The organism is Staphylococcus sp. EG-SA-2, from assembly GCF_017152085.1.
In genome coordinates, this window is sequence record NZ_JACYHC010001008.1 from 1 (window position 1) to 825 (window position 825).

The window sequence follows — 825 nt, forward strand, 5'->3', positions numbered from 1 at the left end:
ACAACACCGTTCATGTATAAATCGAAATTCATGTCCATAAGTTCAATCACCTATCCCTTTATATTTAAACTATCCTCATTCTACTAATTAATAACATATTGTTCAATAAACTAATCTGAATCACACCTATATTTAGACACAATTTTAACAATATACCAAACATTATTGTGCTTAAAATCATGGTAACTAATTTGTTCACATGTTTTCATTAATATGTTTCAAGTATGATGTCTTATTTTGACTTTACTGCAAAAATGCATTCAACCATGTTGATTATTGTTCTTTATCTTTTTTGAATATATTGCACATATTTTAGTGCCAAAAAATAATACATCCATCGACAAGAACAAGATAAAACAAGTTGTCGATAGATGCATCTATGTTATCACTAATATATATTTGTATTTTCTAAAGTATACTGTTCGATACGCTGTTTAATATGATTCATAAATTTACCTGTTTGTAAACCATCTAAAATACGATGATCAATTGAAATACATAAATTAACCATGTTACGAATTGCAATCATATCATTAATTACTACTGGCTTTTTAACGATTGATTCTACTTGTAAAATCGCTGCTTGTGGATGATTTATAATACCCATTGATGATACTGAACCAAATGTACCAGTATTATTTACCGTAAATGTACCGCCCTGCATATCTTCAGCTGTCAATTGCTTATTACGCGCTTTCGTTGCTAAAGTATTAATTTCTCTAGCTATACCTTTGATTGACTTTTCGTCTGCATGCTTAATCACAGGTACGTATAATTTATTTTCATCAGCAACAGCAATTGAAATATTAATGTCTTTATGTAAGA

Annotated in this window: 1 protein-coding gene; it reads right to left on the reverse strand. The window is 28.8% G+C overall.

Annotation, left to right across the window (positions count from 1 at the left end):
* Positions 1-388 precede the first annotated feature (388 nt).
* The coding region (locus tag IDG60_RS17245) for a 2-oxo acid dehydrogenase subunit E2 (RefSeq protein ID WP_206160980.1) at positions 389-825 on the reverse strand (437 nt) is incomplete at its 5' end.